Source organism: Desulfosarcina ovata subsp. ovata (genome assembly GCF_009689005.1).
Classification (GTDB): Bacteria; Desulfobacterota; Desulfobacteria; order Desulfobacterales; family Desulfosarcinaceae; genus Desulfosarcina; species Desulfosarcina ovata.
In genome coordinates, this window is record NZ_AP021879.1 from 2,466,230 (window position 1) to 2,489,942 (window position 23,713).

Below are 23,713 nucleotides of genomic sequence, written 5' to 3' on the forward strand. Positions count from 1 at the left end.
TTCAGTATCACTGATTGCCAGAGCGACCCTTTGAGTCGTCAGTCCGAAAAAAAAGGACGATTAGTGGCGTCTACCAGCCACTTTTCCAATTTTATCGGACTACAATGAGGGGACCTTTTTGTACTGCAAGAAATCAGCATTTATCTATTTGTAAAAACAGCTAATATTATTTTTAAAAGAGCGATTGTGTTGGCATGGAATATGATTTCCGTAAACTTTAGTTTATGGAAGCGAAAACAATTCGCATAAGCTGACTACCATCATCAGTTATAAAGACAATGCGTTTGATGATGTCGTTTCCGTACTGAAAACGGTGATCCAAAAATGCGAATTCAAATGCAATCAAACCGATTAACGTTATTTGCATAGTCGTTTTTCTTTCAGACTGATTGCTTAAACTAAGTACAAGGAGCGTGCAATGTTCAACAACATGAAATTAGGTACCAAAATAGGATTGGGGTTCGGATTGCTGATTCTCATCGCCATGGCACTAGGCGCCACGGCGGTATGGAACATGAACCGGGTTGGCACGGAGTCCAACCAGCTGGCCAAAGAATTCGCCCCAGAGGTTGAAATAGCAAACGAACTTGAACGCAATTCCCTTCTGACCATGTTTGCCATGCGCGGGTACACCTATACCGCAGAGTCAGACTTTCTTCAGGAAGGGAAAAAAAGACTGGCAGAAGTAAAGAAACGCCTCGAAGCTATCAAGACGCTGGCGGATCGTTCGCCTAACTTGGTCAAACTCAAAGCCGCAATTCCCGAAGCCCAAAAAAGAGTCGCCGAGTACGAGCGCTTGGCCCAGGAGACGGTAGAGACCAATACAAGACTGTCCGATTTGCATGATAAAATGGGTGTCGTAGCATCCACCTACATGAAGCAGTGCACCGATTTTTTAGCCTCGCAGAACAAGGCCATGAAGAATGAATTCTCGAGCGGAGCGCTTCCGGGAAAACTTTCAGAACGGCTTCTTAAAATCGCCCTGGTCAACGATATTATCAATATCGGAAACGCGGCGCGAATCGGGAATCTCAAGTCACAAGCCACGCGCGATCCAGAGCTTCTAAAAACGACAATTACCAATTTTGGGGTGATTGAGAGTAAACTTGAACAACTGGCGGCGATTACTCGCCAGGAGGTTAACCTCCGGCAAATTGAAGATACACGTCAGGCAGCGGCCCAATATAAGGAAACCATGAATCTCTTCCTGAGAGATTGGCTTGCCCGAGAAGATCTTGACAAACGCCTCACGGTAGTCGCAGATAAGGTCCTGGCAAGTGCCCAGAATACATCTAATTCTGGCATCAGCGAAACATTGGAAATCGCTACCATGGCAAATAGCGACCTCTCCAGAGCTTCCACCATCATGATTACGGGACTTATCGTGGCGTTAGTCGTGGGAACGTTAATGGCTTTTTTCATTTCCCGCGGCATTACCAAACCCATCAATGCAGCCGTTGCCGGCCTTAAAGACATCGCCGAGGGTGAAGGGGATCTGACCATGCGCCTTGAGGTTAGCGGCAAGGATGAAGTCGGAGAACTGGCCAGATTGTTCAATCTGTTCATCGACAAACTGCAGGGCATCATCAAAGATATCGCCGGGGGGGTCGAGACGCTTTCTTCCTCTTCCACCGAGCTTTCCGCTATATCCGAACAGATGACTCAGGGCATCACCAATGTATCGGACAAATCCAACACTGTTTCTGCTGCGGCAGAAGAGATGAACGCCAACATGAACAACATGGCCGCCGCTATGGAGCAGTCCGCGACAAACACCAACATGGTGGCCACGGCATCTGAAGAGATGTCATCCACCATCGGAGAAATCGCCCAGAACGCCGAAAAAGCCCGAGCCATTTCCGACGAGGCCGCGTCCAAGGCGACGAGCGCGTCGGCCAACATGGACCAATTGGGCACGGCGGCCAAATCCATCGGCAAGGTTATCGAGTCGATTACCGACATTTCCGAGCAGGTCAATCTGCTGGCCCTGAATGCCACCATCGAGGCGGCCCGTGCCGGTGAAGCGGGTAAAGGCTTCGCCGTGGTGGCCAACGAAATCAAGGAACTGGCCAAACAGACCGCCGCAGCCACCCAGAACATCAAGGAAGAAATCGAAGGGATTCAAGGGACCACTTCCATGACCGTGGGGCAGATCGCCGAAATCACCCAGGTAATCACCGATGTTAATCGGGTGGTCGCCAATATTGCCACCGCCGTCGAGCAGCAATCGGCAGCCACTAAAGAAATTGCCTCCAATGTAGCCCAGGCGTCCCAGGGAATCCAGGAGGTTAACGAAAACGTCAACCAAAGTACTTCGGTGTCCGGTGAAATTTCAGAAGACATCACCGGTGTCAGTGTCTCCATGAATGAAATGTCCACCAGCAGCAGCCAAGTCAACCTGAGTGCCCAGGAACTTTCCAAACTTTCCGAGAGCCTCAAACAGATGGTGGATCAGTTCAAGGTGTAATAACAGGCTGAAGTAGCGGGGACATTTCAAATCAGGTTCCCGCTACGGCCACATTTAGGGCTGGCGGAAAGAAATAATTCCCCCAGATCGCGCCGGATTAGTGGTCGTCTACAAGGCGCCGCCACCGGTGCATATCGAGAATATGTGCCTGTGGCGGCAACGTGGTAGACGGGCACAAAGACAAGCAAGATGGGATATTCTTTGACAGAAATCGCCTAATTCGACAGGCGGGAATAATTTGATGCTTTTCGGTGCATAGGAGGCGGGACATGTTTTCTGAGGATGGTCTTCGGCGGTTTTTCAGCTTTCCTCAGTTCCAACCCAGTACTGTTTTTCACAACCTCAAAAATATCCTCTGGATCGATCCCCAAATGATCGACCAGATTTTTGGGAATGACCAGGCTTCCTCTGCCGTTGACACGTATTTTCGTATCAACGTTCTTTTTTTTGCGCTTGGTACTCACATCTTCAATCTTTCCCAAGGCTACCAGCCCATTGTAATACGCCGTTTTTAAGGCGGGCACGGTTTTAAAACCGAACCTTTCCATTATCTCGGATTGTGGTGTGCCCATTTCGATCGCCTGAACCAGGGCATTGTGCTCCACCAGTTTTTTTCGTGCCATAGTAATTCCTCTTCAAAATCGATTGGTAAAAGCTTTTATGAGAATACTTCGCGGGAAGAATCTTTTCCCCGCTACAACCTTAATCATCCCGGCTTCACTTTCAATATTCCGGTTGATGATTTTTCATTATATTCAGGCAATCATTACAAACCGGCGCCACCTCGACCCGGCTGGCGTGAAAGGCGCAGGTCTGGCCCGCATCGGTGAGCCGCTGACCGGTGAGCTGGTTGGCCCCCCGGCCGCCCTCATGATGCATGGGCCAGTGGATCCCCTCAGCGACCAGCAGCCCGGGCCGGGTATCATCGGTCACCCGGGCAGTCAGATGACAGTCCCCCCGATCGTTAAACACGCGTACCGTCTGCTCATCGGTGATCGTTCTGGCGGCGGCGGTATCGGGATGGATCAGGACAGTCGGCGGTCCGGCGGCCTGCCTCAACGCGTCGATCTCGTTGAAGGCCGAGTTGAGAAAAAGGCGGTGCGGCGGCGTGATGAAGGCCAACGGAAAGCGTTCTCCGGCGTCGGGATCGGTCATCGGGCGGCCGTCGGGCAGGGGGTCGAGCCCCATCTCAGCCCACTGCCGGGAGAAAAATTCGACCTTGCCCGAAGGGGTATTGAACCGGTCGGCAAAGGGGCTGTCGGGAATGTTGAGACAGGCGGCCCGGCCGTGGCGCAGTCGATCCAGGTCCACACCGGCCATGTATGGCGACGGATCCTGAAACAGCCGCTCCACGCATTGATCCTCGGTCATCGAAAAAACATCGTCCGCAAATCCCATGCGCCGGGCCAGGGCCTGGAAGATCGCCAGGGTCGACCGGCTCTCTCCCACCGGCGGAATGACCGGCTCGGCCAGCTGGATACAGTTATGGCCATAGGCTCGGTAGAGGTCCTTGACTTCAAAAAAACTCGCCCCGGGGAGGATAATATCTGCCATGCGCGCCGTGTCGGTCATGAACATCTCCTGAACCGAAACGAAGAGGTCCTCCCGAGCCAGTCCGGTCATCACCATTTGCGACTGGGGCGCAACGGCCGCCGGATTCGAAAGATAGACGTGAAGGTATTTGATCGGCGGCCCATCCAGTTCGGTCAAGGCCCTGCCCAGATGGACCATGTTGACCTTCCGGGTAGCTGCCGGGCAAAGGTCGGGCCGGGTGAGGAAGGTGAGGTTGGCGGGGGCGCCCCCCAGGGAGCGGGTAATGCCGGCGCCGGGCCGGGTGAAGGCGCCCACCAGGGCCGGTAAAAGGGCGATGGTGCGCATGGCCATGGCACCGCCCAACTGCCTTGCCGGCCCCCAGCCGGTTCGGATGTAAGGGGCGTTTGCCCGCCCGTAGCCAAGGGCCAGTGACCGGATCGCTTCGGCATCGATCCCGCAGATATCGGCCGCCCGCTCCGGTGGATACTCGGCTGCCCGCCGGGAAAAAGGGTCGAAGCCGACGGTGCGCTTCTCGATGAAGTCGTGATCGATCAGACCTTCGGCGATGAGCACGTTCATCACGGCCAAGGCAAGCGCCGCATCGGTTCCCGGCCGGATCATCAAGTGGACGTCGGCGCGCCGGGCCGTTTCGGTGCGATAGGGATCGATGACGGTCAGCCGGGCACCTTTCTTGCGGGCCTGCTGAAAAAACGGCCAGGCATGCAGGTTCGTGGTCAGTGTGTTGGACCCCCAGACAACGATGAAATCGGAATTCACCGATGCGCTGATGGCCGTGGACGGGCCGCGGCCCAGGCTGGCCTCGAATCCGGCGCTGGCTGCCGGGCCGCATATGGTCGGGATCATCCGGCTGGCGCCCAGGCAGTGAAAAAGGGCATGGCCCGCATGGCGATGGATCATTCCCATGTGGCCGGCGTAGTAGTATGGCAGGATCGCCTGCGGCCCATACCGATCCACCACTGCCGTCATCCGGCCGGCAATCTCGTCCAGAGCCGCATCCCAGGAAATCGGTGAGAACTGCCCGGAGCCTTTGGGTCCGGTCCGTTTGAGCGGGGTGATAATCCGTTCGGCATGGTGGACATGCTCGGGGAAGTATTTGGCCTTCCTGCAGATGAATCCCCGGGTGATCGGATGATCGGGATCGCCCTTGACGACCGTGATCCGCCCGTCTTCGACCCGCACCAGAAGACCGCAGGTATCGGGACAATCCTTGGTACACACCGAACGCTTCCACAAAGCCATATTTTATACTCCTTCAGGATGGTGGAATTATTTCTTTCCGCCAGCCTTATCTACTCTTTTTTAATCAAGGGAATAAGAAAAAACAGGCAGGAAACCAAAAAAATGATACTGCCGATCAAAGTCAAAAGATCCCGGTTTTTAATGCTTGCCGCGATGAAGAAAAAAGCGCAGATGACAAAAAGAAGCCAACCGATTAACTGCTGTTTGGTAGTCATGACAGATTTATCCCTATAGTTGCATAAAAAGAGCACCATACGATTTAAGAAGATGGCGTGCCATGGGGGACAACGGGCCCGGCATTGGAGTGAAGCCGGGACCCATTGGGGCAGATCCCGGCTTCAAGGAGGATAAAAGATGGAATGTTGGTTGATTTCCACCTGCCAAATAATCTGATCACCCATTGCGGCCATGTCAACCGCTTTTGGTGCGGATTCCTCCATCGGTGACCACCCCGAACTCAGCCTGAGCATGAAAGAACGGTTGGCAGCGTCGGTTTTTCGTCAACCAGGCCACTGCGCTCGGCCCTTTAAAGGCCTCCTTCCCCGGTTAAATATCCTTTTCCCATGCTGACAAAAGCGTCCATGACCAGCCAGGCCCGTGCGCCGAAAACAATACCGCTACGCTGCAGCAGATTCCGTACCGCATCTCGATCCATCATAAAGACTTCGATATCCTCCGAATCCTCGTTGCGGCATGTATCGGGCGTTCCCCCAACCTCGGCAAAGGCGACGGAAATGGCTTCGTCCGTAATGCCCGCCGAAGAAAAAATGGCCGGGCTGTGGCGGTAGACGCGCACCAGGTCCAGCCCGGTTTCCTCATACAGTTCCCGGCCTGCGGCAGCCGCCAGATCTTCACCCGGGTCAAGCAGCCCGGCGGGAAAGCCGTACTGATAGCCCCCCACGGGAATACGGAACTCCTTGATCACCACCAGTTTGTTTTCCTGCCGATGGTACGGCACGATAATCACCGCATCCGGGTGTCCGACGTTGCCGCTAATGCATTTGGGCTGCTCGCCCCGGCTGACCATGTACCAGTTCTTCAGGTTGCCCCGCTGGTCCTCATACCTCACCGCAACCACGTTTACAAATTTGCTTTTGTTGACAACCGTCGAATCGATAATTTTCATTTTGCTCCCTGAACAGACCGCCTGAATGTTGATGGTTTCATTGTCGATATATTTTTAGTATCTTCGGCATCCTCATCGAATCATCAACTGCTCAGTATCGCTGCTGACAAAAAAAGGCCATCATTGCATGCCCAAAAATAAACGTCAAAAACATCGGCGCGTCAAAACCCTGCCCAACGTAACCATTACGGAATCGGGCGCCACCATATCATCTGGCCCCTATCCATGGAATGAAAACCGTTATGATGGCATGAAAAGGGTATTGGAACTGGGTTGCGGAAAAGGCGAGCACAGCCTTGCCTTCGCCGCCGCCAATCCGGACGCCCTTTGTGTGGGCGTGGACCGCAAAAGCCATCGGATCTGTGTCGGCGCCGAGACGGCCATGGCAAAGGGGCTTGACAATGTCCAGTTTCTGCGGGCCCCGATTGAGTGCCTTGCAGCGTTTTTTGCCAACCAGTCGATCCATGAAATCTGGCTGACCTTTCCGGATCCCCATCCGAAGCCCCGTACCAGCCACCTGAGGCTATCCGCCCCCCGATTTCTGGACACGTATGCAGCCCTGCTCGTCCCCGGCGGCAAGGTAAACCTGAAAACAGACAGCCATCTGCTTTTCGATTATACGCATGAATCGGTCGCCCGGTGGGGAGGACACGTGGTGGTGGCCGCGGACAATCTCCACAAAACGGATGATGGTGGTATCGGTGCCCGTGAGGTGGTTTCCGCTTTCGAGTATGCCGCTCGCGCAAGGGGAGAAACGATTAAATATATGGCATTCGAATTGAGCGGTATGGGAGTTACCTGACGGATGAACAGGGATGCTCATCCGTCAGCCGTGATGGTGCTGGGATGGGGAAGGATCAGGCAATGGCAGAAATTGTGACCGGTATCGAGCGGGTCGCTGGTCCGCATGGAACCGTTGAATGAAGCGCATGGTTAGATCACCTTCAGTACGGTGTCCTCCTTTTCGTGATAGACGGGCGCGCCCAGTTCGGCCAGGGAAAAATTGTAAAATACATGGTGGCCGTCATAGTCCAGTACGCGCAGATCGTCGGTCTGTTTCAGATCGCCCATGATGATGTTGAATTGAAGGCCGTACTTATCTTTGACCAGCGCTTCGGGGATTTCATAGGCAATGAATTTCCTGATCCCTTTCTGTTCCAGTTTGTTCACCAGCATCGGATCGTTCAGTTCGCCATAGGTGGTCAGAATCAGAATCGGACCGGTCCCGGTAAAAAAGACGCCTGCTTTCATGGTACACCTCCTTGGTTCAGGGTTCCTGTTTATATGGAAGCCACCTCAACCGGGCGTTACCGGAGATGCCGGTTTAGGGTTCGAACCGGTTGAAGCCGCTTCGCAATATCGGACAGGTACCCGCAGGCACGGGGACGAAACAGCAATGGATGACGGGCAGCTGACGCGCCATCGCATCGGGCAGGCAGAATCCCCGGCTCGCCGGGTCTGCGAGTACTGCCGACATAAAAGGCCATTGACCACGATAACAGTGCGTTGAATCACGTTGCGCAAGAATGGAAACCGCCGGGCAGCACTATCGATCGATCACGAAATGGGGAGTAAGGATCGGGGATGAAATTAATTGAACGTAATTGCGCCGGGCTTGTGTTCGTCTTCAAGGCGCATCAACGGTTGCATACCGGGAGTATGTGGCCGTTGATGCAACGCGGAAGACGGGCGCAAGAACAAGCAATTTCGTTTAATTAATAAAATTCCCGATCCTAAATACCACGGATGTCGGTTGTACGAGGCGCATGTGCGCGCAGACAGGCAAGATGCACGGCAGGAAGCAAATTGGATCGTTTGAACGCGTTTATGTTTTCAGTTTACTATAGCCTTGGAGAATGTCAAGGGGTACCGGTCAGCCAGGCAGGGCAATCGCATGTAACCTTGGTATGTGATGTGTTTTACAGGGTGATCGCTACGGATCGTTACTATGATCCAAATCGAAATCGGGATCGCTATCGAAATCGAAATCGAAAAAAAACTGGGAACCGTCTATTGCCCTTTTGTCAACCAGTGATTCCAATATACATCGTCGATTTCGACTTCGATTTCGATAAACCTGAGTTAAATGCGATTGCCCTGGTAAGATAGGGGATTTGCATACCGTTGCCCCCACCCGAACGCAACGCCTTTGAATGTCAAAGGCCCAATGACAAATGACAAATGGTGAAATCCTGTCCCATTTGAATCGATTTCATCCGTCACCGGATGGTGTCCGTCGCCGCTGGACACAGGCATTCCGGCAGGCTTACACGCCTTTGTCCAGAAGCCGCGGATCGCTTTTCAGGCGGGCCTGAATTCCCCGGCCGACCTGCCAGTTGCGTGAAAAGTCGGACCAGAAGGTTTCCTCCCTGGCTTTCCAGTCGGGACCAAAGCGCTCGTCAAAATAATCACCCAGCCGATCGAAAAGCAGTTTCCAGGGCGGCTTGCCCTCGGCCTGGGCCGCTAGCAGGGATTCCAGCAGGTCGTCCAGTTCGATGAGGGTCTCTTTGGGCAGGTAGGAGATGGCCCCTTTGCGGATGGAGGCCATGAGGGTTTCCGGGCTGATCGCATGGGCGGTCAGCATCACCGTGGGAATGCCTTTGGCCACGGCCTCTTCCAACAGAACCAGGCCGTTCACCCCCATGATGTCCAGGATGGCCAAATCATACCGGCCGGTGTTGATCTTCTCCGAAGCGGTCTGGTAGTCGCGGGCGCTGTCCACGTCAGCCATATCGAGAATATCGACGATGGTTTCGAGGATGTCGGCTTCGTCATCCACGGCCAAGATGCGTTTTCCGGAAAGGTACGATGGGTTGGCGGTCATGTTTTTTCCTTTACAGTCGGTTGATCCGGTAAATGGGTTACGGCTTCGATTCAGGTTCACATCTCGCAAAGCGACATGATGGTCGCGATGGCCGGCACCATCATCCCCGCCGGCGTGGGGATCAGGGGGCCAAGGGCAGTTCAAGAACCATGGGCAGCGACAGACAGAAGGTGGCCCCCGTGCTCCGGCCGGCCTTCAGCGTGATGTCCCCACCCAGACGGCGGGCCATCACCCGCGCACCGGCCAATCCCAGCCCATGGCTGCTGCGGGATGACAAGCTGCAGGCGTTGACCCGGGTGTAGCATTTGAAAATCAACTCATGATTCTCCTTCTCTACCCCTGGACCGTCGTCGGCCACCTCGAGAACGATGCGGCCATCGTAGCAGCCCAGGGTGATATCGAGACGGCGGCGGCGGTACTGCAGGGCATTTTTAATCAGGTTGCCCACGATCTGCCGGAACTTGTTTTCATCCTGGAGCAATTCGAGGTCACTGGCGCTGGCGGAACAGACAACGGCGATACCATGGTCATCGAGCGTAGCGGCACCCAACCGTTTCTCACCAGTCGTTCCCAGCGTTTCCCAGAGATGCGGTTCGGTTGTCTCCAGTGCCTCGGCCAGGGCCTGATCGATTGCCGCCAGGGCATTGAAACGGCAGCACTGAAGGCAGCCCGCATCGGCGCGTCCGACTTCAAGAAGATCGGCCATCAGACCGCGGGCCTTTTTAGAACTGCGCAGGGCCCGCACGAGTGTCTTTTCCTGTTTGGCGGTCAGCGGGCCATATTTCTCCCTACGTTCCAGCAGCATCCGCAGTGCGGTTTCAATGACGGAGATGGGATCCTTCAACTCATGGATGATAAACTCCACGTCGATGCCGTCAAAAAAACGGTCGCCGGCCATCTCGGGGGCATTGATTTTTTTTTCTGAGGGTGGGTTCTTCATCTGGATCTGGCTCTTTTTGGCGCACGGCAGCAGCATCCGGCTCATATAGCATTCAAGATAATGTTTTTGGGCTGCGTTATCGGTCGTCGCGGTATGGCTTATACAGCTTCCTCCCTCTGGCCTTGCCAAAAACATTGGCTTAAACACTATATCTGAACACAATCCATCGTCTGGCCCTCGCCTCTGCCTGCTGAGCGCCGGAATAAAATTGTCATGGTGGTCCCGCCCGAGGCATCACAGTCCGCCGGACTGCGGCAGTGGGCACAACGGTCGATGGCTCCCGGGCACACATCGCTGTCCGACGGAATAAACCGGCAGCGCCGGGACCGCATCCGAGTCTCAAACCCGTAGCGCTCGGCGAAAATGGTGATTCTGAGCAGGTCAAAGCCCCTGCCGCCGGCATTGAAATCGTACGGCCGACGGGACGCATAGGTCATGCTGTCACCGGTGGCAAAGTAGTGATTGAAGATCAGGCGCTGCTTTTCTGCCGTGATGCCCACCCCACTGTCTTTCACGGTAAACACCGGGCCGGCGTCGCCACTTTTCACCATCACGGTTACCCGCCCCTGGTCGGGTGTGTTTTCAATGGCGTTTTTCACCAGCCCCTCCACGATTTTTTCCATCACCTCAATGGGAATCAGCACCGGATCCACCGGTTCCAGACGGGTCTTCAGGCGAACCCGACGATGGAGAAAGCTGGGCTTCAGGTTTTCCAGGCAGACGGCCACCATCCGGTTCAGAACGACCTCTGCGCAGGGGTCGTCCGCCCGGCCGAACTCCCGGTCAATGGTCATCTGAATCACTTCCGGCGACTTGCTGCCCAAAGGGGCCGATTCGATCAGGGCGGTCAACATGTCGCTGCTGGCGGCCAGTAGGAAGGAGAGCATGCCGTGGGCGCTGTAATTCTTATCGCGGAGCATGTCCGCGATCTCATACTGCATGTCCAGAAGCCGCCGAAGGTTGCGCTGCATTCGCTCCATGCCCCGGTCCACCAGTCGGTCGTACCCATCGGGGAGGCGTTTGACCAAAATTTCAAGGGAGGCGGAGAGCACCGATAACGGGGTTTTCAGCTCGTGGGCAAGGTGGTGGATCACCTGTTCCTTGGCACGATTAAGGCTGCGTACATTCTCATAGGACCGCTTCAGCTCCTCATTGATACGGGCGTTTTCGATGGGCAGGGCAACCAGGTTGGCCACGGCACCCAGAAGATCCACATCGCCCTGATCAAAGCGTCCCTCCTGTTTGTTCACCGCACAAAGGACCCCGATGACACGATCCTGAAGGTGCATGGGGACATCCAGCATATTCCGGTGGCGGTAGACCGCATCCCTGTCCACCTGATCGTAGAAGTGGGCGCTTTTGGTCGTATCATGAACGATCATGGGTTCACCGGTACGGTAGACGTGGCCGGCCACGCCTTTGTCCACGGGAAAGCGGATCCCCTTCATGCGGCTGCCGATACGGTTGTCGGCATACGAAGCCACCGGGATGTAGAACTCCTGGGTGCGTTCGTCCACCAGGATCACCATGGCGCCGGCCACCCGAACCAGTTCCTGGACCTGACCGGTAATATACTCGATCATGCTCTCCAGCTGTGGAAACCGGTACAGGGCGCTGGCGATACGCACCAGCATCTGGTTCGTCTCTTCGGCCCGTTTGCGGGCGGTGATGTCGCGCAAGGTAACCACCTGGCCCACCAACCCACCACGACTGTCAAAAAAAACAGCCCCGTCCACCAGGACGTCCAGGATCCGCCCGTCGCGGGTCAGCCGGCGCGTCTCGTAGTCGTGAAGCACGTTTTCCGTAAACAGCTTTTTCACGCCGGCCCGGGTGGCAGCCAGTTCACTGTCCGGGACAAAAGGGATGCGCCGACCTTCAAGGTCGCTCAAGGACCAGCCAAAGGTTTTTTCGAACGCCGGATTGAGGTAGGTGACCGTACTGTCCGGATTGCCGACGAAAACCGGGTCGGGCAGGAACTCGAGAATGTCACGATAGCGATCTTCGGCCCGGGATTCGTCCAGACCGTCGGTGCAGATCGTTGAAAGGCCGGTTTTTGGAGGGGTAGCGGTCATCTGGTTTCAGATTGATAAAAACAACTCACCCTGTCAAGCGTTAACCGTGTTTAAGATATGGACGAACAAAAAGGCACTGCCTGTCGGTTTTTCTTCTCATCGGAACTCAGAGGGCCTTTTCAGCCCCTCCTCGATCCGATCCAAAACCGCTTTTTTCTCTTCGGGGAATTTGTAGCCTTCATAGCTGTGCGAAAACAGAAGCCGCCCCTTTCGGTCCCGCCAGTAGTTGCCGGCATGATCAAAGCAGACCCGACCGGTAACCGACAGCGTTTCCATGGTGAGCCGCAGTTCCCGGAGTTGCTCCTCGGCAGTCAACATCTCGAAGGATTGTTCGGCCATCTCCCGGGCCATGGGGGTGCCGTCCCAGGGGCGAAACGGACGCGAGCGGATATAATGCGGATCGATCTCGCTGAGCACGCGGGCCGTGTTGGTGGCATGGGTCTGCCACAGGGCCTTGCCGCCGAGGCCGGGCATCCAGTATTCGGAGAGCTGGAACCCGGCGTCCAGGGCCTTGCGCCCACCCTTGATATGGACTTCGGCCGTGGCGCCCTTACGAATTTTTTCCAACACCGTGTCGTCGCCGCTCTCCAGGCCCACATGTACTCGGTCCAGACCGGCCTGACGGATGGCCTGGAGTTCCCCGATGGGCTTCTGCATCAGGGTCTTGGAACGTGCGTAGGAGGTGATCCTTACAATGGAGGGAAAGGTCCGGCGCAGATAGGTCAACACGTCCACCAGCTGGTCGGTTTTCATGATCAGGCTATTGGCGTCCTGCAAAAAAACGGTCTTTGCGCCGGAGAGCAGCCAGTGGTAAAGCATGGCAAACCCCTGGTGGTAATTCAACTCCGGGTATTTCCCGATGAGGGCCACGGCGCCCTGGTGGGATACCTCCCCGGGTTGCCCCGACCGCCCGGAAAGGGCCGCCATATCGTCGCGCAGGGCCGCCATGGCATCGATATCCTTTTTTATTTCAGCAACCGACCGCACCTGAAATTTCTCGGTTTTGTACATGCCGCAGAACGTACAGCGGTTCCATGGACAGTTACGGGTCAGGCGGACCAGCAGGGAGTTGCTGCCGCCCTCGCTGGGCGGTCGGTAAATACCGGTCTCGAAGTCGTATCTATCAGCAACGGATTTTGTCATCTTCGCATCTTTCTCCTTGATCCGGCCACCCTTGCAGGCACACTTGGGCCGGAAGATCGTTTTTCGGGGGAACACCCGGACATCGGCAACGGTTCAATGTCAGCAATAATCACACATAAAGGGGGGTATTGTCCACCACCGGCAACCCACACGCCACCGGGCAACGATAAAAGCTGATAAATTTGAGGTTTTTACAGGTAAAGAATGGAAGACCACATGGCCTCAGGAGATGGAAGGCGCGACAACGTCGGCTGGAATTAAGCATCGGTGGATAGCAGCATGCGTCATGGATGATGCGATCAAGCCATCAAAGGGAGCGTTCCCGTGTGTTTGCAACCTTTTTAAATTTCGTATGTTGACTTACCACATTGATCGTTGATTCAAGCGCCAGGGGCGATCGGGCCTCTGGCGCTGGTTGATGACAACAAGAACGGTTATGTGGCCTGACTGGTATGCAATCCCTTTTCTATGGACAGCCACCTTGGCTGGCTTTATCCAGAACCGTCCGGACCATTTTTGCCATCTCGGATTTGACAATGGGTTTCATTAAAAGTCCTTTGACTCCGAAAGCGGTAACGTTTTCCTGATTGATTCGCTCACTGAATCCGGTGCAGATGATGATGGGGATATCCGGTCTGAGCGCGGTAAGCTTACGGGCCAGCTGGTCTCCGGTCATTTTGGGCATGGTCATATCCGAAACGACCAGATCGAAAAGGCGGGGATTGGTACGGAACGCCTCCAGGGCCTCGGCACTGCTTGTGAAAGTTGTCACCGTATAGCCAAGGCGTTCAAGCATCTGCTTTTCAAGCCTGACAATTGACGTTTCGTCGTCAACCAATAGAATTCTCTCATTCCCGTTTGAACAAACGTCTTTTTGTTCAATTATCTCTGCTTTCTCGGATTTTGCGATGATTGGCAGGTAGACATTGAAGGTCGTTCCGTTACCCCATTTACTGTAAACCTTGATATCCCCCAAATGCTCTTTCAGGATCCCGAAAACCACCGCAAGCCCGAGCCCGGTTCCCTTACCCTGCTCCTTGGTGGTAAAATAGGGATCGAATATTTTATCGATGATGGCAGGGTTGATTCCATCCCCGGTGTCGGAAACGGACAGCAGTGCATATCTGCCCGGCGCAAGGATACTGTCGGGCAGTTCGCCGGCTTCTATGCGAGTCTCTGTCAAACGCACATCAATTTTCCCGCTTTTCCGTTCAACGGCATGGTAGGCATTTGTAATCAGGTTCATGGCCACCTGATGAATTTGGGTGGGGTGGGCCAGAACCATCGGACAGTCTTGTTGGATATCCTGGGTGATCTGGATATTCGATGGAATCGTAGAGCGGGTCAGCTTCATCACCTCCCTCAGGATCTGCTGCAGATGAATCGGTATCTTCTTCTGCTCGGATTGTCGGCTGAAAGTGAATATCTGATTAACCAGTTCGCTCCCTCTTTTGCCGGCTTTATAGATTTCTTCGATTTTTTCATGTTCGGCGCTTCCAGGAGGAAGGTCTTCCAGAAGCAATTCAGCCATGCCGACGATGGGAAATAATAGGTTGTTGAAGTCATGGGCGATGCCGCCGGCCAGATTACCGATGGATTCCATTTTTTGGGCTTGGGCGAGGCGGGCATCCATCTCCTTTAAGTGGGTAATGTCATCATAGACGATCATTTTGGATATCGTACCGTCTTTATGAATCAAAGGAGAACTGATTATTTTATAGGTCTTCCCCTGTTGAGGGCTGAAGATCTCTTTTTCCGCCGAAATTCGGCTCTGGATTTTATCGTGCATGCACCAGGAACATTTTGTTTTCAATCCGTGAATCGCCTCATAGCATCTTTCGCCAGTGGCATCTCTGCCCACCATGTCAATCATGGCCGGATTCATATATTCGATGGTCATCTCCGGGGAACAGATATAGGACGGGGACTTCATGGAGGCCATTATGGTCAGATATCTATTTTCGCTTTCCGCCAAGCTGTAGGACAGTGCATTCATGGCGCTGGTCAGTTCACCAATTTCATCATCCGATGGTCTGGGCAGATCGAATGGGTATTTTCCCTCCTTAACGGCCTGAATTGCTTTTTTCTGGGTTTGGATAAACCGGTCGAAGTATTTCTGGGCCAACCCCCAAAAGAGCAGGTTCATCCCGAATGCGGCGCCCCCCATGAAAACAATGAGATAGAGAAGCAGGTCGGAGCTATTACGGTTCTTTTCAGAAATCGTGGATAGGACATCGTCGGTCACTTCAAAAAAATGATCCGCCGTTTTTCTGAGAAACGTTCTTCGATCCTGGATGGCCAGATAATTCTGATAGTTCTTTTCCAGGTTGCCGATGTACTGATCCAACGTTTCCAGGACGGCGTGGCTGTCACCCAAGTCCTGAACAGCCTGCCGGATTTCCTTTAATTCGGGCAATGCAGATAAATTCCGGTTGTGATAGATCCGGTTCTGGAATGCCAGGACCAGGTTGGACAGATCAATACATTTCCCAACCCCGTTCGGCAACTGCCGGCACCCGTCCTGCATATTCTTCATCAGGGCGATGTTATCGTTCAGCATCTCATGGTCCGCCGAGAGCCTTTTCAGCAGTTCGACGCCCGCCGTTTGATAGTAATCCAGGTACAACGGCAATTTCAAAAGCCGTGCATATTGTTTTTGGTCGATCCCGCCCGTCATGGAGAGAATTTTTACCCCCAGCGTCTTGCTCTTTTCTATCTTCTCCCGAAACGGCTCAACCTTCGCGCCCGTGTCTGAATGGAACCATTGTATCTGTTCTGCCTTCAGTCTCTCGGTGCTCAACTGGAAATCTTTGATGACTGTGACGAGGACAAGGTAATTTGAATATTTTTTTAACCCCGAAAAAGCGGTAACCCCCAGCAGCAGCGTTATGGCCGTCAGGGACGAAAACAGCAACAGGACCTTTTTGGATAAAGACAGGGTCATGGTTACATGGTCCTTTTGGCTCTGTCGTAAATGTCTTTTGCATAGATCTGACTCATAGTCTGATCGGTTTCAAACATTCGTTTCACCCGGTCCTTCAGATCGCCCGAGTCGATCATGGTCTGGATCCAGTGATGAACGCCCCGGTTCCAGTCATCGTCGAAATCAACGCCAAACCGGATCGTCCCGAGCGCATCGGCCTCGACGTCCGGCGAGGTCCCCAGCCATTTTGAAATCTGAAGGGCGCTCTGGGACGGGTATTCCCGGATGTACCGGTTGGCTCTCATGAGCAGCGCCAGCAATGCGGTGCTTTCCTCCGGATGGGTATTCAAATAGACGCTATTTGCCGCCAAGGCACAACAGGGGTGACCTTTCCAGTTTCCGTTTGGCGGCAATTCACTCAACATGGCAACGATTTTAAGCTTCGTATCTCTTTTTGCCTGGGCCAGATAGGGCTGCATGACAACAAATCCGTCGATTAAGCCGTTGCTTAGAGCGGAAGGCAAGTTCTTCGCGCCATATAAGTTTAAAAGCTGCACCTGGACATCCCGTTCATCCAGACTGCGTCCAAAGGATATTTTGGATGTTTGCAAGGCTTTCTCAAAAATTATATTTTGGACCGAAACAGCCATTTTATACCCCACCCGGAAAGGGCGGTCCTGGCAACGGACGTATTGTAAAAACCCATCCCAGTCATCAAAGGGAAGATCGGCTCGGACAGCAAACCCTGCACCTTCGGCCATTACAGGAGAGAGTATCTTTAAATCCGCACCCTGATCGATAAAATGAAGAATGGCCGGAACACCGCCAAATGAAATATCAAAATATTCCTCGTGAAGTTTTCGGATCAATTCTTTTCCACCGGTAACCGAATCAATAATTACATCGGCAATGAGTTTGCCATGGGATATCAGCCGGTATTCCTTGCGGAAGACAACTTCCTGAAGATAGATTCCTCCATTTTCCTTGAAATACGAAGGGTTGAGCGCTGCGATGAAAAGTGGGGAGTGATGATCGTGGGGAGCGTGTCCGATGCGCAAGACGGTTAACCCAGCGTCTCGGGATTGACAAGAAACCGTAGCGAGGCATAACGCCACAATACACAAAAACATCCACGTTATCCGTGACGGGCTGGATTGTTTGATTTGGCGCATATGATCCCCGTATGAAAAGGTTGCTGCTGATGTACAAAAGGCCAACAATCCCTGATTTTTTCAGAGCTTAGGGCGCCGGCAAAAAAAAGAAACGCATTCAGGTTGTCATGTTGTTATTGGCATATTGATAAAAAAATAAAGACGCAAATTTTTTTGGCAAGTCTCATCTCACAATAATTTGCCCAACGGGATGGAGATACAAAAAACGGATAGAGGAGGCTGCACGCAACTCCCGCAACCTCACCATCGGCATTCCAACATCGCCGACATCGCCGCTTTCTCGGGCCCGCTGTCAACGGCGAGCCCGGTTCTGGCGGCCACCGACCGAAGAAGGCCTTCGAACAGCCACTGATGGGTAGGCAGGAGGGCGTACCAGTAGAGAATCCCAAGAAGTCCGCGAGGAAGAAAGCGTGAAACCATTTTCAGTTCCACCCGGCCGTTCCCGCGGGGAGTAATGAGAAATTCCAGCAGGGCATCGCCCGGCGCCTTCATCTCCGCCAGGAGCAACAGCCGCCGGGGCGCTTCCAAGGCAATCACCCGCCAGAAATCGAGGCCGTCCCCAACCCGCAGGTCAGTGGGATGCCGTCTTCCCCGGCGCAGGCCCGGGCCGCCCGCCAGCCGGTCCAGCATTCCCCGCAGCCGCCAGAGGCCATGGGCAAAGTACCAGCCGTTCCCGCCGCCGATGGCCGACACCGTCCGCCATACCGCTTCGGCATCCCCCGCAAGGACAATGCGATGCGCCCCTCCCAGGACCGTCCCGCCGGCATAGTCGGCATCCCCGCAGGTGGTCCACTCGGGCGGCAGGCGGCCACCGCCGTCGAACCAACAGGTCTTTACCTGCTCCTGGCGAACCCGTTCCAACGCCGTGCGGATCGCCTTGCCGGCGTCCACCAGTTCGACGGGCACGATCTGCCTGATGCGCGAGTCGCGGCAAACCACTGGAACACAGAGTCCTTCGGTCAAGGGCTGGGCAATGGAAGCCGGTACCGGTGTCACCAGATGGATCCATTTGGCACTCAGCCATGGGGTCAGTACCGGCACGGGGATAATGATGCGTGGGCGCAAACCGGCCTCCCGGGCATAAATCCGGATCAGATCCCGGTAAGTGAGAACATCCGGCCCACCGATGTCGAAGGTCTGGCCGGCGCTCTCCGGTACCCGCAGGCACCCTTCCAGATAATCGAGCACATTGCCAATGGCAATGGGCTGGCAGGGCGTATGCACCCAGCGGGGCGTAATCATCACCGGCAGGCGATCCACCAGGTAACGCAGCATCTCGAAGGAGGCGCTGCCCGACCCCAGGATCATGGCCGCCCGCAGGTTGGTGACGGGAATCTGGCCGGCCTGAAAAATTCGCGCCACCGAGTGGCGCGACCTTAGGTGCGGGCTCAGGGCTTCGTGATCCTGATCGCCCAGTCCGCCCAAATAGATAATCCGCGTCAACCCATTCTGTTCGGCGGCGGCAACCATATTCTCCGCCGCCTGCCGGTCTGCGTCGGCATAGCGCCCCTTGTGGGCGTTCATGGAGTGAATCAGATAAAAAGCCTCTCCGCAGCCTTCGCTCGCGTGCACAAAAGCGTTCCGGTCCAGCGCATTGCCGGCGGCAATCTCCAGATGCGGGTGCTGCCCCCAGGGTCGGCAGGACAGTCGTTGCGGCGAACGAACCATGGCACGCACCCGATACCCGGCGCCCAGAAGGCGGGGAATCAGGCGCCCGCCCACATAGCCGGTGCCGCCGGTGACAAAAACGGGCTGTTTTAAATCGGGTTGCATGACAGGAGGCCTTTCCATAGAATAAGGGGCTACCATTGAGAAAGTATAGAAAACAGGGAGGTATTTGTAAATATGGGCATCATTACCACCATCGTTCCCATCTTCATTGTGGTTGCCATCGGTTGGCTGGCGCGCAGAAGAGGCTTCATTCCTATGGAATTTCTGCCTCCGGCCAACCGTCTGGTCTATTACCTGGCCATTCCGGCCATGATCTTCTGCGCGATCTCCAAGGGCACCATTCGTCAGCATTTCAACACCGCCGGTCTGCTGCTCACCCTGGCAGCAGTGACCAGCGCCTACCTCATGGCCTGGGGTGTCTCCCACCTAGACAGGATGGCCGGGGCCCGGGCCGGAACCTTCATCCAGAGTGCCGCCCATGGCAACCAGGGGCACATCGGCCTGCCGCTGGCCTTTTATCTCCTGGGACAGTCCGGGCTGGTCAAGGCCAGCATCATTGCCGGGTTCGTAATGATTCTGCAAAACGTGCTCTCGGTCTGGTTTCTCCAGACGCAGGCGGCTCCCAGGGGCTCGCGATCCGGCACGATAGACATTCTGCTCAAGCTTTCCGGCAACCCGATCATTCTCTCGGCCATGACCGGAATCCTCTTCGCCTTTTTTCAGATCCCCGTCCCCATCGTGCTGCAGCGTAGCCTGGAGATGCTGGGCGGCATGGCCCCGCCCATGGCCCTACTGCTGATCGGGGCATCCCTTTCGATCCGGGGCATGCGGCGGCATTTCCGACCGGCCATTGGCGCCGTGCTGATCAAACTGGTCGTTCTTCCCGCCATCGGCTTGCTGCTCTATCTGAAACTCGGTCTCACCGCCGACGAGTTCCTCCCCGGCCTGATTCTGCTGGCCTCCCCCAGCGCCACGGTGACGTTCGTCATGGCCAGGGAGATGCAAGGCGATCCCGAGTTCGCCGTGGCGACCATTTCTGCGAGTACGCTTTTCTCTGCGGCCACCTTCAGCCTGTGGCTGATGCTGGTGCATTGGATTGCACTAGCGGCAGGATAATCCAAATCAACATAAACGACGAAGGAGGAACAGATGCCTGATTTTGGTCACACCACAGCAAAAATCGCTGCATGGAACCTGGCCGGTTATGGCGGGATTCCCGAAGCGCGTCTCAATCGTCAGGTGGAAGGGTTGGCCCTGTTGGATGCGGAAGTCATCGCCCTGGTGGAAGTAAATCCGCTCTCAGCCTTGGAGACCCTCAGACAGGGACTGGCCGACAAGGGTGTCAGCTATGGGGCGGCCATTGTTCCGCAGGCCGACGACCTGCATATCGGGGTGCTGTACAAGGAGGGCATCACCGCTGAAAACCCGCGTCTTTTGGAGGGTTCGGACCTGGGCGACAGCCGCCGACGCAAGGCCTTCATCGTGGACCTACGCGTCGGCCGCTTCGACTTCATGTTGGTCGTCGTCCATTTAAAATCCGGGCGATCGGCCGCCAGTCAGAAGATCCGCGACGACCAGGCCAAGACCATCGGTGCGTTTATCCGCGAACGTCGCCAAGCCAGCCGGGATGACATCCTGCTGGCCGGGGATTTCAACATGATCCCCGGCCAGGACGTGAGCAATTTTCACCACCTCGGCGGCGACGACCTGATGGATTTCGTCTCGTCCTGGGATCTTCCCGATCGCTTCTCCCACATTCTGGAAGCCGGTCGGGCCAACCTGCTGGACGGGTTCGCCATCAGCCGAACCTACAGCACCGAATATATTCGCGGGAGCCTGCGGATCTTTCCCATGCACTGGTGTATGGATATCGGCCGGGAGCGGTTCCGCGAAACCGTGTCCGACCACCTGCCCTTCGTAGCGAGTTTCAGGATTGATCGCGACCGGGATTGATCGATCATCAGGCCAGGGCCTGTTTCTGTGCGTTAACCATGCCGAACAGTTCCCAGGTTTTGTCGAAGGCCGTCTCGAAGGAGCGGCTCTCCATATACTTCCGGGCGGCCCGGCCCATGCGGTGGCACCGATTGGAATCGGTAAGCAGCAATGCCATGGCATCAAAGAGGGAATCGGCGCAATCGGACTGGACCACCAGCCCCGTTTCTTCGGGCAGGATATTCTCGGCCGGCCCGCCCTGATCCGTAACGATCACGGGCAGCCCTGAGGCCTGAGCTTCCAGCACCACATTGCCGAAAGTATCGGTCGTGCTGGGAAAAACGAAAATATCGCTTGAGGCGTATGCCTCGCACAAATCTTCTCCTTCCAGCCGCCCGGTATAGATACAGGGCAGTCCGGCGGTCTCGCGTTTCATCTCCTCCAGGTAGGGACCATCGCCGACAATCGTCAGCGTGATCTGAGAAAACCGTTGCACCAGCGGCCGGAAGGCCTCGGCCAGAAGATGGAGGTTTTTCTCTTTGGACACCCGTCCCACGTAGAGGAGTTTGGCCGTATCCGAAACGCCGTCCCAGCGGCTGTAAAAACCGTTGCGTTTGGCCGGATGGAAACGCACCGTATCAATGCCCCGCGGATAAACCCGGATCTTTTCGGCATTGATTCCCTTGGCCACCAGCTCATCGCAGGTGCTCCGGGAGGGAGCGTAGATCAAATCCATCTGATCGTAGTACCAAAGCACGAACTTCCAGGCCAGCTCTTCCATGAACCCGCTTCCGGTGAGGATCTGCACATACTGGGGGATGGCCGTGTGATATATGCCGGAGATGGGCAGCCGCAGGAAACGCGAAATGGCCAGGGCAGCAAGGCCAATCGGTCCCGGCGTGGCCGTATGGATATGATTGAAACCCTGCCGGTGGCAGTATTCCAAAATCTCCAGAAGGGGTGGATAAAAAATCTTCTGTTGCTCGTACTCGGGCAAGTCGTAAGTACCGACGGGTTTGAAACGGACCACGCCCTTTTCCGGGAAGCGGTCCTGATCGTCGCAGGTGATCAGGGTATACTGCCGGTTGGTGGCAGCGGCCAGATGAACCTGCTGCTGCAGGGTCAGGGCCACCCCGTTGACTTCGTAAAAGGTGTCCGTAAAATGGGCCACGTGCACGTCATCACCGGGCGCCGGATTTCTCTGCCCGGCGTTTCCGGCAAAGCGGTCGGCGATCTGGGTACCCAGGTCGCGGCCCATGGTAAACTGGGAAAAAGCAACGAAATAGGGCGCCATCAGGGTGTAGAGCCCGCCTGCCGAGCCGATGGTGTGAAAAATATTGAATACATTGGCACCGGAGAGATGATCCAGAAGATGGTTACCGAAATGGACCATCACCCGGTTGGAAAGACGATTGACGAAGGCGAACCAGCGTTGCTCACGGGATTCAATGGTCTCGTCTTCGCCGGCATCGGCCATCAGATCCGGGTTCTCCAGGATCAACCGCTGGGTTTCGTGCCGCAGGAGGGTGGCCAGTGAATCCGACAGGGGATGCTTGAGACGTTTGTTCTTACGCGCGCTGAGGAAAAAATAGACCTTTGAGAGCATACCCGGCTCGGGAGCCGGTTCGGGGGAAAGCGAGCTGTCCAGAAAGCGGACCAGGGGATCCTTGCCGGTGTAACGTCCCAGGTCGAACTTGCGCCGGAAAAACTGCCAGGCGATGCCGTAAAGATTGTGGGCCATGGTCTGGGGGGTGGGCGCCAAACCATGCACGGCCACGCGGCAGTCCCGGATCGCCGCCAGCGAAGTAACCTCATGGGGAGCGTCGATAAATTCGGTAAAGGTTCGGGCGACATTGAGCGCGCTGTGGTCGTCCGACCCGCCGAAAAGCCTTTTCTGGTGCGGTCTGGCAAAAAGCGGGGTGAGCGTGTACCGGTCGGCCAGCCGCTCGATGTCGGCTGGCGTAAGCTGGTTGAGGATGCTTTTCAGGCTCAGGTTTTCGCGGTTGTTGCGCGCCCCGTTGAGTTCGAAATTTCTGAAAAGCAGCAGCAGTTGTTCAAAATGGTCGATGGTCAGGCGATCGTTGACCGCATACAGCGGGTGGGCGATGATGTTGAAGATCTGTTCCTGGTAGAAATAAGTGGTCAGATCGAAAATATTCTGGCGCAGCCGTTGAATTTCGCGATGCTGGGCCTCGGTGATGTCCAGGGCCAGCACATGCAGCTTGCACCCGTCGTCGGGGAAGTAAGTGGTCACCTCTTCACTGACGAAAGTGTTCGGCAGATGGGCGATTTCAAGGGCGCCGTCAATGCTGTTGTGATCGCTGATGGTCACGTGGGTCATGCCCCGCCGCCGGGCGAGCTCGTAAATTTCGAGGGGCTCGGTAAAACTTTCCGGACAGCCGATTTTTTTCAGAATCCACTGGGACGGTCTTTTGGAGTGCTTGGAGTGGACGTGTAAATCGATCTGCATGGCGTTTCCTTTCTATGCATCCTTTTTTCCTGCAGCATGCCGTTCCCCGGCGCAGCCCGGGGACCGCCCGACTTCTCTAGTATTCAAGATAACGTTTTTGGCAAGGCCAGAGGGAGGAAGCTGTATAATCCATACCGCTTTCGACCGATAACGCAACCCAAAAACATTATCTTGAATGCT

The 23,713-nt window shown here is 55.3% G+C and carries 16 protein-coding genes; 4 read left to right on the forward strand and 12 right to left on the reverse strand.

Features of this window, described 5'->3' with window-relative positions; translation table 11 throughout:
• Positions 1 to 418 precede the first annotated feature (418 nt).
• Entirely contained in the window at positions 419 to 2,467 is a 2,049-nt protein-coding gene (locus GN112_RS11115; RefSeq protein WP_155310278.1) for a methyl-accepting chemotaxis protein, read from the forward strand.
• Between the two features lie 215 nt (positions 2,468 to 2,682).
• Here the strand turns inward: GN112_RS11115 and GN112_RS11120 are convergent, their stop codons facing one another.
• The 3 genes from GN112_RS11120 to GN112_RS11130 form a co-directional block, all read right to left on the reverse strand.
• Positions 2,683 to 3,090 carry an AbrB/MazE/SpoVT family DNA-binding domain-containing protein gene (locus tag GN112_RS11120; protein ID WP_155310279.1) on the reverse strand — a complete coding sequence of 136 codons (408 nt, stop codon included), beginning with the start codon at positions 3,088 to 3,090 and terminating at the stop codon, positions 2,683 to 2,685.
• Positions 3,091 to 3,190: 100 nt separating this feature from the next.
• Positions 3,191 to 5,260 (reverse strand): molybdopterin-containing oxidoreductase family protein, encoded by a 2,070-nt coding sequence (locus GN112_RS11125; protein WP_155310280.1) that lies wholly within the window; start codon positions 5,258 to 5,260, stop codon positions 3,191 to 3,193.
• Between the two features lie 526 nt (positions 5,261 to 5,786).
• Positions 5,787 to 6,386 (reverse strand): NUDIX hydrolase, encoded by a 600-nt coding sequence (locus tag GN112_RS11130; RefSeq protein ID WP_155310281.1) that lies wholly within the window; start codon positions 6,384 to 6,386, stop codon positions 5,787 to 5,789.
• A gap of 127 nt (positions 6,387 to 6,513) precedes the next feature.
• On the opposite strand from GN112_RS11130, the gene trmB reads away from it, so the two are divergent.
• Positions 6,514 to 7,188, forward strand: coding sequence for a tRNA (guanosine(46)-N7)-methyltransferase TrmB (gene trmB / locus GN112_RS11135; RefSeq protein WP_155310282.1), 675 nt, complete (start codon positions 6,514 to 6,516; stop codon positions 7,186 to 7,188).
• 131 nt (positions 7,189 to 7,319) lie between these two features.
• On the opposite strand, the gene GN112_RS11140 is transcribed toward trmB, so the two are convergent.
• From GN112_RS11140 to GN112_RS11175, 8 genes are all read right to left on the reverse strand, one after another.
• A complete protein-coding gene (locus GN112_RS11140; protein WP_155310283.1) occupies positions 7,320 to 7,637 on the reverse strand; it encodes a hypothetical protein in 318 nt (105 codons plus the stop codon).
• A 1,015-nt stretch (positions 7,638 to 8,652) separates the two neighbouring features.
• Positions 8,653 to 9,210, reverse strand: a complete 558-nt coding sequence (locus GN112_RS11145; protein ID WP_155310284.1) for a response regulator — start codon at positions 9,208 to 9,210, stop codon at positions 8,653 to 8,655.
• Positions 9,211 to 9,331: 121 nt separating this feature from the next.
• Complete coding sequence (locus tag GN112_RS11150; RefSeq protein WP_162458877.1) at positions 9,332 to 10,186, reverse strand: sensor histidine kinase; 855 nt, start codon at positions 10,184 to 10,186, stop codon at positions 9,332 to 9,334.
• 110 nt (positions 10,187 to 10,296) lie between these two features.
• On the reverse strand, positions 10,297 to 12,222 hold the full coding sequence (locus tag GN112_RS11155) for a GAF domain-containing sensor histidine kinase (protein WP_155310286.1): 1,926 nt from the start codon (positions 12,220 to 12,222) through the stop codon (positions 10,297 to 10,299).
• Positions 12,223 to 12,318: 96 nt separating this feature from the next.
• On the reverse strand, positions 12,319 to 13,365 hold the full coding sequence (locus GN112_RS11160; RefSeq protein ID WP_155310287.1) for a radical SAM protein: 1,047 nt from the start codon (positions 13,363 to 13,365) through the stop codon (positions 12,319 to 12,321).
• A 466-nt stretch (positions 13,366 to 13,831) separates the two neighbouring features.
• A complete protein-coding gene (locus tag GN112_RS11165) occupies positions 13,832 to 16,309 on the reverse strand; it encodes a hybrid sensor histidine kinase/response regulator (protein WP_155310288.1) in 2,478 nt (825 codons plus the stop codon).
• A gap of 2 nt (positions 16,310 to 16,311) precedes the next feature.
• A complete protein-coding gene (locus GN112_RS11170; protein ID WP_162458878.1) occupies positions 16,312 to 17,346 on the reverse strand; it encodes an ABC transporter substrate-binding protein in 1,035 nt (344 codons plus the stop codon).
• A gap of 354 nt (positions 17,347 to 17,700) precedes the next feature.
• Complete coding sequence (locus tag GN112_RS11175; RefSeq protein ID WP_155310290.1) at positions 17,701 to 19,233, reverse strand: SDR family oxidoreductase; 1,533 nt, start codon at positions 19,231 to 19,233, stop codon at positions 17,701 to 17,703.
• Between the two features lie 72 nt (positions 19,234 to 19,305).
• Between GN112_RS11175 and GN112_RS11180 the strand changes: the two genes are divergently transcribed.
• Positions 19,306 to 20,247, forward strand: a complete 942-nt coding sequence (locus tag GN112_RS11180) for an AEC family transporter (protein WP_155310291.1) — start codon at positions 19,306 to 19,308, stop codon at positions 20,245 to 20,247.
• 33 nt (positions 20,248 to 20,280) lie between these two features.
• The gene (locus tag GN112_RS11185) at positions 20,281 to 21,084 is read left to right on the forward strand and encodes an endonuclease/exonuclease/phosphatase family protein (protein ID WP_155310292.1); all 804 of its coding nucleotides are present in this window, start codon (positions 20,281 to 20,283) and stop codon (positions 21,082 to 21,084) included.
• A gap of 7 nt (positions 21,085 to 21,091) precedes the next feature.
• Here the strand turns inward: GN112_RS11185 and GN112_RS11190 are convergent, their stop codons facing one another.
• Positions 21,092 to 23,533 (reverse strand): glycosyltransferase, encoded by a 2,442-nt coding sequence (locus GN112_RS11190; protein ID WP_155310293.1) that lies wholly within the window; start codon positions 23,531 to 23,533, stop codon positions 21,092 to 21,094.
• Positions 23,534 to 23,713: the final 180 nt, after the last annotated feature.

Excerpts from the sequence above, each read along its gene's own strand:
- GN112_RS11115 (WP_155310278.1), top strand. The coding sequence starts at position 419 with ATGTTCAACAACATGAAATTAGGTACCAAAATAGGATTGGGGTTCGGA.
- GN112_RS11120 (WP_155310279.1), bottom strand. The coding sequence starts at position 3,090 with ATGGCACGAAAAAAACTGGTGGAGCACAATGCCCTGGTTCAGGCGATC.
- GN112_RS11125 (WP_155310280.1), bottom strand. The coding sequence starts at position 5,260 with ATGGCTTTGTGGAAGCGTTCGGTGTGTACCAAGGATTGTCCCGATACC.
- GN112_RS11130 (WP_155310281.1), bottom strand. The coding sequence starts at position 6,386 with ATGAAAATTATCGATTCGACGGTTGTCAACAAAAGCAAATTTGTAAAC.
- trmB (WP_155310282.1), top strand. The coding sequence starts at position 6,514 with ATGCCCAAAAATAAACGTCAAAAACATCGGCGCGTCAAAACCCTGCCC.
- GN112_RS11140 (WP_155310283.1), bottom strand. The coding sequence starts at position 7,637 with ATGAAAGCAGGCGTCTTTTTTACCGGGACCGGTCCGATTCTGATTCTG.
- GN112_RS11145 (WP_155310284.1), bottom strand. The coding sequence starts at position 9,210 with ATGACCGCCAACCCATCGTACCTTTCCGGAAAACGCATCTTGGCCGTG.
- GN112_RS11150 (WP_162458877.1), bottom strand. The coding sequence starts at position 10,186 with ATGCTGCTGCCGTGCGCCAAAAAGAGCCAGATCCAGATGAAGAACCCA.
- GN112_RS11155 (WP_155310286.1), bottom strand. The coding sequence starts at position 12,222 with ATGACCGCTACCCCTCCAAAAACCGGCCTTTCAACGATCTGCACCGAC.
- GN112_RS11160 (WP_155310287.1), bottom strand. The coding sequence starts at position 13,365 with ATGACAAAATCCGTTGCTGATAGATACGACTTCGAGACCGGTATTTAC.
- GN112_RS11165 (WP_155310288.1), bottom strand. The coding sequence starts at position 16,309 with ATGACCCTGTCTTTATCCAAAAAGGTCCTGTTGCTGTTTTCGTCCCTG.
- GN112_RS11175 (WP_155310290.1), bottom strand. The coding sequence starts at position 19,233 with ATGCAACCCGATTTAAAACAGCCCGTTTTTGTCACCGGCGGCACCGGC.
- GN112_RS11180 (WP_155310291.1), top strand. The coding sequence starts at position 19,306 with ATGGGCATCATTACCACCATCGTTCCCATCTTCATTGTGGTTGCCATC.
- GN112_RS11185 (WP_155310292.1), top strand. The coding sequence starts at position 20,281 with ATGCCTGATTTTGGTCACACCACAGCAAAAATCGCTGCATGGAACCTG.
- GN112_RS11190 (WP_155310293.1), bottom strand. The coding sequence starts at position 23,533 with ATGCAGATCGATTTACACGTCCACTCCAAGCACTCCAAAAGACCGTCC.